6 protein-coding genes are annotated in these 10,152 nt (G+C 75.8%); 5 read left to right on the forward strand and 1 reads right to left on the reverse strand.

The features are described 5' to 3' along the window. Nucleotides 1–112: 112 nt before the first annotated feature. Entirely contained in the window at nt 113–3,289 is a 3,177-nt protein-coding gene (locus ACFRMQ_RS31390; RefSeq protein ID WP_380734106.1) for a putative bifunctional diguanylate cyclase/phosphodiesterase, read from the reverse strand. A 236-nt stretch (nt 3,290–3,525) separates the two neighbouring features. On the opposite strand from ACFRMQ_RS31390, the gene ACFRMQ_RS31395 reads away from it, so the two are divergent. The 5 genes from ACFRMQ_RS31395 (at nt 3,526) to ACFRMQ_RS31415 (ending at nt 10,106) form a co-directional block, all read left to right on the forward strand. After that, complete coding sequence (locus ACFRMQ_RS31395) at nt 3,526–6,861, forward strand: amino acid adenylation domain-containing protein (protein WP_380734107.1); 3,336 nt, start codon at nt 3,526–3,528, stop codon at nt 6,859–6,861. Continuing rightward, nucleotides 6,858–7,625 carry a leucyl/phenylalanyl-tRNA--protein transferase gene (locus ACFRMQ_RS31400; protein WP_380734108.1) on the forward strand — a complete coding sequence of 256 codons (768 nt, stop codon included), beginning with the start codon at nt 6,858–6,860 and terminating at the stop codon, nt 7,623–7,625. Before ACFRMQ_RS31395 ends, ACFRMQ_RS31400 begins: the two co-directional genes overlap by 4 nt. A 168-nt stretch (nt 7,626–7,793) precedes the next feature. After that, on the forward strand, nt 7,794–8,555 hold the full coding sequence (locus ACFRMQ_RS31405) for an HAD hydrolase family protein (RefSeq protein WP_380734109.1): 762 nt from the start codon (nt 7,794–7,796) through the stop codon (nt 8,553–8,555). Between the two features lie 75 nt (nt 8,556–8,630). Continuing rightward, complete coding sequence (locus tag ACFRMQ_RS31410; protein WP_380734110.1) at nt 8,631–9,080, forward strand: nuclear transport factor 2 family protein; 450 nt, start codon at nt 8,631–8,633, stop codon at nt 9,078–9,080. Between the two features lie 36 nt (nt 9,081–9,116). Then, entirely contained in the window at nt 9,117–10,106 is a 990-nt protein-coding gene (locus ACFRMQ_RS31415; RefSeq protein ID WP_380734111.1) for a phosphotransferase family protein, read from the forward strand. The last annotated feature ends 46 nt before the right edge of the window (nt 10,107–10,152 follow it).

Here is a 10,152-nt window from a genome sequence, read left to right on the forward strand (position 1 = left end):
GGCCAAGGAGCCTTGGCCTCCGCTCGGGCGCGTTCCTCGCTGCCGCCGGGCTGCTCACCCTGCTGTCGCGCGCCCCGCGCGAGGAGTGGCGCAAGGGGCGGGAGGGCGGCGTTCAGGCCGGTTCGTAGGAGGTCCGGCGGACCAGGGCGCGGGCCTGGCGGGAGTCCATCGGGCGGGCGAAGAGGTATCCCTGGCCGAGCGGGCAGCCCATGGCGGCGAGCAGGTCGCGCTGGTCGGCGTGCTCGATGCCCTCGGCGATGACCTGGACGCCGAGGGTGTCGGCGATCCGGGTGATGCCCTCGACCAGGGCGTACTGCTGGGGCGAGTGGCCGAGGCCGTCGATGAAGGACTTGTCGATCTTGAGCAGCGAGATCGGGAACTCGCGCAGGTAGGACAGGGAGGAGTAGCCGGTGCCGAAGTCGTCGATGGCGATCCCGACGCCGAGGCCGGACAGGGTGGCCATGTCGGCGTGGACGCGGTCGTCGCGGCGCATCAGCACGGACTCGGTGAGCTCCAGGACGAGGGTGTGAGGGTCGATGCCGGAGTCGGCCAGGGCGTGGCGGACCACGTCCACGAAGCCGGCGTCGCGGAACTGCCGGGCCGAGACGTTGACGTTGACCCGCAGCGGGGGCCGGCCGGCCGCCGTACGGGCCCGCGAACTCGCGGCCTGCCAGGCGGCGACCTCCTGGGCGGCCCGCTCCAGCACCCAGGCGCCGAGCGGGACGATCTGGCCGCTCTCCTCGGCGAGGGCGATGAACTCGTCCGGCGGCACCATGCCGCGCCGGTCGTGGGGCCAGCGGACCAGGGCCTCGAAGGAGACCAGATCGCCCGAGCGCAGGTCGACGATCGGCTGGTAGTACAGCTGGAAGGCCGATTCGGCGATCGCCGAGTCCAGGTGCTCGTTGAGCTCGTGCCGCTCCACCATCCCGGTCTGGAGGGCCGGCCGGTAGTGGCGCCACTGGCGGCGGCCGGCCGCCTTGGCGGAGTAGAGCGCGAGGTCGGCGTGGGCGAGCAGCTCGGTGGCGTCCACACTGTCCTCGGTGGTGGCCACACCGATGCTGGCCGTCACCCGGACCGCGCCCGAGGTGAGCTTGAACGGCTCGGCGAACACCGCCAGTACCCCGGCCGCGATGGTGTCCACGTCGGCGGGCCGCCTCGCGTCCTCCACCAGTACGGCGAACTCGTCGCCGCCGAGCCGGGCGGCGGTGTCCGAGGCGCGCAGCGCGGTGGAGATCCGCAGCGAGACGGCGACCAGCAGCTCGTCGCCGACCGCGTGGCCCTGGGTGTCGTTGACCACCTTGAAGTCGTCCAGGTCGATGAAGAGCACCCCGGTCACGGCCCCGCTGCGCTCGCCCCGGGACAGCGCGTGCCCGACCCGGTCCAGGAACAGCACCCGGTTGGCCAGGCCGGTCAGCGCGTCGTGGAAGGCCCGGTGGGTCAGCTCGCGCTCCATCCGCCGCTGCTCGGTCACGTCGCGCAGGGTGAGCACCAGGGCGCCGACGGTCGGGTCGGCGCGCAGGTCGTCGGAGCGGACCTCGGCCTCGATCGTGGTGCCGTCCCGGCGCAGCAGCCGCCAGTGCTCGCGGGGCTGCTCGCCGCGCGGCGGACCGCCCGCCCCGCGCATCCGGGCCAGCGCCCCGGCGACCTCCCCGCTGTCCTCGGTCGGGACGAGGTCGGTCAGCGGGGTGCCCGCGAGGTCCGGGTGGCCGAGCACCGTCCCGGCGGAGGGCGAGGCGTAGCGCACCCCGTCGTCCGGGTCGAGGATCAGGATGACGTCGCTGGCGTTCTGCACCAGGGTGCGGAAGTACAGCTCGCTGTTGCGGCGGGTGACCTCCCGGCTCAGCACCACCCGCTCGACGGCCAGGGCCGCCTGGGCGGCGAGGATCTCCAGCGAGCCCCAGAGGCTGGTCAGCTCCTGCTCGGTGCCGGTGACGACGAGCGCGCCGATCAGCGGGTCGCCGGAGGGGCGCTCGGCGAGGGTCAGCGGGCAGACCAGGGCGAACGGCATGCGGCCCAGCCGGGCGGGGAAGCCGCCGTCGGACGGGTCGGGGCCGCGCAGTCCGAGGGAGCCCACGGGCAGCAGCAGGGTCCGGCGGCCGGCCGCGAGCGCGAGCACCCGGTCGGAGTCGGACCGCGCGGCCTCCCCGGGGGTGGGCCGGTCGGCGCCGCGCTCGGCGTGCCGGACGTGCAGCGTCCCGGCCTCCGCGACGGTGAGCAGGGCGACGTGTCCGGCCTCGGTCGGCATCAGGGTGGAGGCGGCGGCCTGGGCGGCGTCCGCGACCTGCTCCACCGTGACGGCGGCGGTCAGCCGGGCACCGGCCTCGCGCAGCGTCCGCTCGCGGGCGACGGCCTGCCGGCGGGCGGAGACGACCACCGCCAGCCGGGCCAGCACCAGCAGGTACAGCAGGGCGGAGAAGGCGCCGATCACGCCCGCGTTGCTGGTGTTGCCGGCCAGCGCCTCGATGATCAGGATCGCCGGGGCGATCAGCGAGGCGAGGGTGAGCAGCACCAGCCGGGAGGTGCTCAGGTCCGGCTGCTGGGTGGGCACCGGCCGGGTCAGCTCGACCATCGACGGGTGCAGCGCCGCCGCGCCCCAGGCGGTGTAGAAGGCGGCCCAGCCGAGTTCGACGGGCGTGCCGATGTGCCAGGTGCCGTGCAGCTGGATCAGCCCGTACAGCACGTCGGAGACCAGCAGGCCGAGCGCGCCGACGGCGAGCAGCCGCAGCGAGCGGGAGCTGCCGCCGCGCGAGGTCAGCAGCCGCAGCAGCAGGGCCAGGACGACGACGTCGCCGAGCGGGTAGGAGATCGAGACGGCCTTCTGGAACCAGCCGAGGTCCGGGTTCCGGGCGTACGGGAGGATCAGGTAGATCCAGGCGAGCAGGCCCAGCCCGATGGTGGGGATGAGCGCGTCGAGCAGCCCGGCGCGGTCCTGACGGGCCGTGCGCCAGCGGATGAAGCCCAGCAGGCCGACCGCGTACAGCACGTACTCGGCCAGGTAGAAGCCGTCCGCGGCGGAGGGGAACGGATTGGGCAGGCGCAGGATGTCCAACTGGACGGCCTGCACCACCTCGCCTGCCGTGAAGCAGAGGTTGGCGAGTGCCAGCACGTACCAGAACCGCGCGTGCGCGGGGCGGTTGAGGCGGACGCCGGCCACGATGGCGGCGACGCCGCCGAGGCCGATGCCCGTCCACCAGATGATCCGCTGGCCCGGATTCGCGTAGTAGATGCCGGTGAACAGCACCATCCAGAGCAGGTAACAGGCCATCAGGCGTTGTCGCCGGCGAGTCAACGAGGCTACCTCCTCCGCGACACCACCCCGCCGGTCGGGCAGGGGAGTTCGGGTGAGGGCGGGACGGGCGAGGCCGGTGGGACGCGGTCGGCCCGGGTTCGGCGGGTGTGCGTATTCGCGAAGCGGCGAGGCGCCCGGTCGGCGTGCGACCGGACGTCCTCCCAGGGGTGTGAGTGCGTATAGTCGGAAATGTCGCACTCCCCAGCATTCTGCCGCCACAGCACGAGGTCAAGCCGGTGGATGACGCAGCAGACAGCGCACAGGGCGCACGAACGGATGCGGGCTCCGGTCGTCACGCCGTGGTCCGCAACGGCCACGGTCAGTACGCGATCTGGCCGGGGGACTTGACCGTCCCGGCCGGCTGGCGGCAGCTGTACGGGCCGGCCGGGCGGGCCGACTGCCGGGCCTGGGTGGAGCGCGAGTGGCGCCCGGCCGGGCTGGGCATCGCCGGCGGCACCCCCGTGCCGCGGGAGGCGGCCGGGTTCGCGGACACGGTGCACGGCCTGTTCCGCGCGCGAGTGGCGCACGCCCCGGAGGCGATCGCCGTCGTCGCCGCCGACGCCACCCTCGACTTCCGCGAACTCGACCTGCGCAGCGACCGGTTGGCCGCCGCGCTGCGGGCCCGCGGGACCGGGCCGGAGCACGTGGTGCCGGTCTGCCTGGAACGCGGGGCCGCCCTGGTGACCGCCTGGCTGGCCGTGCTCAAGGCGGGCGGCGCCTTCCTGCCGCTGGACCCGGGCCACCCGCCGCGACGGCTGGCCCGGCTGGTCGAGGACAGCGGGGCGCGGGTGGTCGTCGCGGACGGCGACGGGTTCCACGGGGCCGCCGGGGCGGAGGTGTTGAGCCCGGACGGCGCGCACGCGCCGGCACCGGAGGCCCGGCCCGGCGGCTTCCTGCTCGACGACGGCGCCGCCCCCGACGACCTCGCGTACCTCATCTACACCTCCGGCACGACCGGCCGCCCCAAGGGCGTTCCGGTCACCCACCGCGCACTGCTGTTCACCCTCGACCGGATCGTCCACGCCTACCGGCTGCGCCCGGGTGAACGCGTGCTGCAACTGGCCGCGCTGGGTTCCGACACCGCGCTGGAGCAGGTCTTCGGCGCGCTGCTGGCCGGCGCGACCGTGGTGCTGGGCGGCGGCGGGAACACCGGCGGCACCTGGGCGCCCACCGACCTGGCCGGGCGGCTGCCCGCTCTGGACCTGGCCGTCGCCGACCTCACCCCCGCCTACGCGCACCACCTGCTCGACCTGCTCCCGCCCGGCGGGCCCGGCCCGCGCGGGCCGCGGCTCGTGGTGGTCGGCGGGGACGCCGTGCACGCCGACGACTGCCGCCGCTGCCTGGACCGGCTGCCCGGGGCCCGGCTGCTCAACGCGTACGGGGTCACCGAGGCGGCCGTCACCTCCACGCTCTGCGAGGTCACCGCGGAGCTGCTCGGCGCGGGGCCGGGCGCCTCCGCCGCACCGGTGCCGATCGGACGGCCGCTGCCCGGAGTGCGGGTGCACGTGCTGGACGCGCGGCTGCGCCCCGTCCGCCCCGGCGAGAAGGGGCAGATCCACCTCGGCGGGCCCGGCCTCGCCCGGGGCTACTGGCGGCAGGCCGGCCTCACCGCCGAGTCCTTCCTGCCCGACCCGTACGCGACGCTGCCCGGCGAGCGGATGTACCGCACCGGCGACGCCGGACGCTGGCGGGAGGACGGGCAACTGGAGATCCTCGGACGCTTCGACGACCAGGTGAAGGTGCGCGGACACCGGGTGGACCCGGCCGAGGCCGAAGCCGTCCTGGCCGCGCACCCGGACGTCCGGCAGGCTCGGGTCTCGGCCGACGGGCGGGCGGCGGACGGCAGCCGGACGCTCACGGCCTACTACACGCTCGCGCCCGGGGCGGCCGGCGGGGCGGCCGGGATCCGGGCGTTCCTGGCCGAGCGGCTGCCGGAGTACCTGGTGCCGGCCGAGTTCGTGCCGCTGGAGGCCATGCCGCTCACCACCGCGGGGAAGATCGACCGGCGGCGGCTGCCGCACGCCCCGGTGCGGCCCGCGGAGCCCGTGCGCACGACCGGGGAGGAGGCGGGCCCGGGGGCGGTCGAGGAGGCCGTCGGACAGCTGTGGGCCGAGCTGCTCGGGGTCGAACGGGTCGGCCCCGACGATGACTTCTTCGTCCTCGGCGGCACCTCGCTGCTCGCGATGGAGATGCTGGCGCGGGCCCGGATCATGTTCGGCGTCGACGTCGGGCAGGTGCGGACGCTCACCCGCGCGCTGCTGCGCGAACCTGTGCTGCGGGCCTTCGCCCGGGCGCTGGGCGCCGCGCGCCCGGAGGCCCGCGCGGCGACCCCGGGCGGCGAGGCGCGCGGCGGTGGGGACGGAGCCGTCGACTGGTTCGCGGAGGCCCGGCTCGCCGAGGACGTCCGGCAGTCCTGGAACCCGGCGCCCTCCCGGGCCGACCCCGCCGAGATCCTGCTCACCGGCGCCACCGGCTTCTGCGGGGCCCACCTGCTGCACGCGCTGCTCGCCACCACCCGGGCGCGGATCCACTGCCTGGTCCGCGCGCCGGACGAGGAACACGCGCTGGAACGGCTGCGGGCCGCGCAGCAGCGCTTCCTGCGGCACGACCTCGCCGACCCGAGGGTGGTGCCGCTGGTCGGCGACCTCACCCGGCCACGACTGGGCCTGACGAACCGTCGGTTCGACTGGATGGCCGAAAGACTGGACGCGGTCTTCCACCTCGGCGGGCAGGTCAACTTCCTCTACCCCTACCACCAGCTGCGGGAGGCCAACGTCGGCGGCACCCGGGAGGTCGTCCGGCTCGCCGGCCACAGCCGGGGCATCCCGGTGCACTACCTCTCCACCCTCGCCGTGCTGGCCGGCTTCGGCACGGCGGGCGTCCCGAAGGTCACCGAGCGGACCCCGCTCGCCCACCCGGAACGGCTCGGCGTCGGCTACGTCGAGAGCAAATGGGTCGCCGAGCGGCTGCTGCACGACGCGGCCGCCGCCGGGCTGCCGGTCACCGTGCTGCGCACCAACGACGTCACCGGGGACCTGTCGGACGGGGTGATGAACACCGGCACCGAACTGTGCGCGCTGATCGCCTACCTGGCTGACAGCGGGACCAGCCCGGACGTCCGGCTGCTGCTCGACTTCGTTCCCGCCGACCGGTTCGCCCGCGCCGTCGCCCACATCGCCGCCCACGCGCCCGCCACCGGCGAGGCCTACCACCTCACCTCGCCGCGGCCGGGGGTGCTCGCCGATCTGGCCGGGCGGCTGCGGGCGCGCGGCCACCGGATCGCCGAACTGCCCTACCGGGACTGGGTGCGGGGGCTGGTCCGGTTCGCCGCCGGGCACCCGACGCACCCCGTCGCGCCGTTCGTCCCGCTGTTCGTGGACCGGGCGCCGGGGTCGGAGCTGTCGATCAGCGAGATGTACTTCCGGCCGACGTTCCCGCTCTTCGACCGGGCGAACGCGGATGCGGCGCTGGCCGGGAGCGGCATCGAACTCCCTCCGGTGAGCGCCGAGTTGATCGACCACTACCTGGCCGGGCTGGAGCGGGAGGGCTTCCTGCGGGCGGCTTCGCCGTGACGGCCCTCGGCGCCGCGCTGGACGCGCTCGACCTCGGCCGCGCGCCCGCGGACGGTCCGGTGGCCTTCGGCGGGACCCTCGGGGCCGACGAACTGCTCGCGGCGTACCGGCGCGGGCTGTTCCCGCTGCCGGCGGCGGACGTCCACGCGAGCGCGTACAACGAGGCCGTGTACGGCGGCGACGTCGAGACGGGGGAGGTGGCACTGCTGCCCGGCGGGGCGGACCCGTACGCGCTGGCCTGGTGGTCGCCCGACCCCCGGCCGGTGATCGCGCCCGACGGCGTGCGGATCGGGAGCCGGCTGGCGCGGCGGCTGCGCCACCGGGCCGGCTGGCGGACGAGCGCCGACCAGGCCTTCGAACGGGTGCTGGCGGCCTGCGCCGAGGGGCGCCAACCCGTCTGGCTGACAGGGGAGTTGGCGGAGGTTCTGGTGCGGCTGCACGAGCTGGGGGCGGCGCACAGCGGGGAGGTGTGGGAGGGGGAGGAGCTGATCGGCGGGGTGTTCGGGGTCGCGGTCGGGCCGGTGCTGAGCCTGGACTCGATGTTCCACCGCCGGCCGGACGCCGCCCGGGTCGCCGTGGCCGACCTCGGGGCGCGGTTCGCCGAGGCGGGCGGGCGGCTGCTCGACGCGCAGTGGGACGGGCCGCACGTACGGAGCCTGGGCGCCGTGCCGATGGCGCGCTCGCGCTACCTCGCGGAACTGTCCGGTGACGGCGCGGCCGGCCCGCCGGACGGGGCCGTGCGGCCGGCGGCGCGACTGGGCTGACCTGCGGCCCGACCCCGGTGGCCGAAGCGGCGGACGAGCGCGGGCGGGCCGATCGGTTCACCGGATGCCGGCCGCCGTGCCGACCACCCCCGGCTGACCGGCCACGCGGACCGGCGGCCGCCACCGGGCGGCGGGTCGGTGGCGGAAGCGGCTGGATACGATCACACGATGACGACTTCCAGCGCTCCCACCACGGTCTTCGACATCGACGGCACGCTCTGCTTCGACGGGCGGACGATCGACGCACGCATCCTCGCCGCCCTGGAGGACTGCGAGCGGGCGGGCCACCGGCTGGTCTTCGCCTCCGCCCGGCCGGTCCGCGACCTGCTGCCGGTCCTCGACGGGGCCTTCCCCGCCGCCACGCTGATCGGCGGCAACGGCAGCCTGGTCTCGGTCGACGGCGAGGTGCGGGCCCGGGCGGCGTTCGAAGCCGGTGAACTCGGCAGGCTGCTGGCCGAGGTCGAGCGGTTCCGGGCCGGCTACCTCGCCGACGGGCCGTGGGACTACGCGTACACCGGTCCGGCCGACCACCCGATCCGCGGCCGGGTCGACCAGGGCGGCCTGGCCCGACGGGTGGAACTCGCCGAACTCCCCGCCGTGGTCAAGTTCCTGGTGGTCGACGCCACCGACCCGGCGGGCCTCGCCGAGTCCTGCCGCGCGCTCGGGATGGCCGTCAACCACCACCTCGACGAGGCGATCATCGACTTCGCCCCGGGCACCACCAACAAGTGGGAGGCGCTGACCTCGCTGGGGATCGACGCCTACGACGCCTTCGGCAACGACATCAACGACCTCGACCTGCTGCGCAACGCCCGCCACTCCGTCCGGGTCGGCGCCCACCCGGGGCTGGACGGCGTCGCCCGCGTCACCGTCGCCGCCGAACCGGAGGCCGTCGCCGCCGAGATCTCCCGGCTGGCCGTGGCGGCCTGACCCCCCTCCTCCCCGGCACCGGTCGGGCCGTGGGAGGGTCGGGGGGTGACTGTCCGTCCGTCCCCGGGGGAGAACGTGTCCGCACCCGCGGCTCCGCTGCCGAGCCACCGCGAGATCGAGAACCTGATCGCGCGTTACGCCGAACTCGTCGACGACGGTGACTTCGCGGGGCTGGGCGCGCTGCTCGCCGACGCCACCTTCGTCGGCAGCGGCGCGCCGGTGAGCGGCGCCGAGGCGGTCGAGGCGATGTTCCGGGAGACGCTCGTCGTGTACGCCGACGGCACGCCGCGGACCCAGCACGTCACCGGCAACGTGGCGGTCGAGGTGGACGAGCGGGCGGGGACGGCGGCGGCCCGCTCGTACGTCACCGTGTTCCAGGCACTGCCCGAACTGCCGTTGCAGGCCGTCGCGGCCGGCCGGTACCACGACCGCTTCGCGCGCGGGGAGGACGGCCGGTGGCGGTTCGTGGAGCGACGGGTGCGGATCACCCTGGTCGGTGACGTGAGCCGCCACCTGCGGCGGTAGCGTTCGCCGGTCGGGGCGAGGAGAGGCGGGGCCACGGTGCGGGAGCGGTTGGCGGGTGCGGCACGGGCCGCGTTCGGCGGTGGACGGAGGCTGGCGGCCGCCGAACGGCTGGCCGGCGGCAGCAAGAAGGGCGTGTACCGCCTGGTGACGGACGACGGGACGTCGGCGATCGCCTACCGGTGGGCCGCCGCCGAGAACTACTGGCCGGCGGCCGAGGGGGACGACGACCTCGCCGACCCGTTCTCGCCCGGGCTCGGGGCCGGCCTGTTCGTGGCCGCGCACGCCCGGCTGGCCGCGCTCGGCGTCCGGGTCCCGGAGATCCGGTACATCGGACGCGAGGGCGAGGGCGAGCACGGGAACGGCGCCCCGGCCGACCTGGTGGTCGTCGAGGACGTGCCCGGCGAGAACCTGGAGAGGCTGCTCGCCCGCGACCCGCGCGCCGCCGCCCCGGTGCTGGACCGGCTGGGGGAGGCGCTCGCGGCGATGCGGTGCCACCGGGCGCCCGGGTACGGGAAGGTGGCCGTGGTCGACGGCGGCGGGGCCTCCCGCGGGGCCTCCTGCGAGGCCGTCGTCCTGGACCGCGCACTGCGCGACCTCGCGGAGGCCGCGGCGCGCGACGCCCGGGTCGCGGACGCCCGGGAGCGGTTGGCACGGCGGCTGCAGGACCTGGCGGCGGCGGTGCGCCCGCGCGCGGAGCACGCGGTGGTGCACGGCGAACTGGGCCCCGATCACGTGCTGGTGGACGCAACCGGCCGGCCGGTGCTGATCGACCTCGAGGGCGCGATGTACTTCGACGTCGAGTGGGAGCACGTCTTCCTGCGGATCCGCCTGCGCGCGGCCGACTACCGGCCGCTGGCGGTGGACGGGCTGGACGAGGACCGGCTCGCCCTCTACACCCTGGCGCAGCGGCTCTCGCTGACGGCGGGGCCGCTGCGGCTGCTCGACGGGGACTTCCCCGACCGGGAGGCGATGGCGGGCATCGCCGAGCACAACCTGCGGCGGGCGCTGGAACTGGCCGGCGGCTGAGCGCCGCCGGGAAACGAGGCGGCCGGGGCGGCGCCCCGTACGGAAG

It is taken from the genome of Kitasatospora sp. NPDC056783, from assembly GCF_042789895.1.
In the GTDB taxonomy this organism is placed as follows: Bacteria; Actinomycetota; Actinomycetes; order Streptomycetales; family Streptomycetaceae; genus Kitasatospora.

Excerpts from the sequence above, each read along its gene's own strand:
- ACFRMQ_RS31405 (WP_380734109.1), top strand. The coding sequence starts at position 7,794 with ATGACGACTTCCAGCGCTCCCACCACGGTCTTCGACATCGACGGCACG.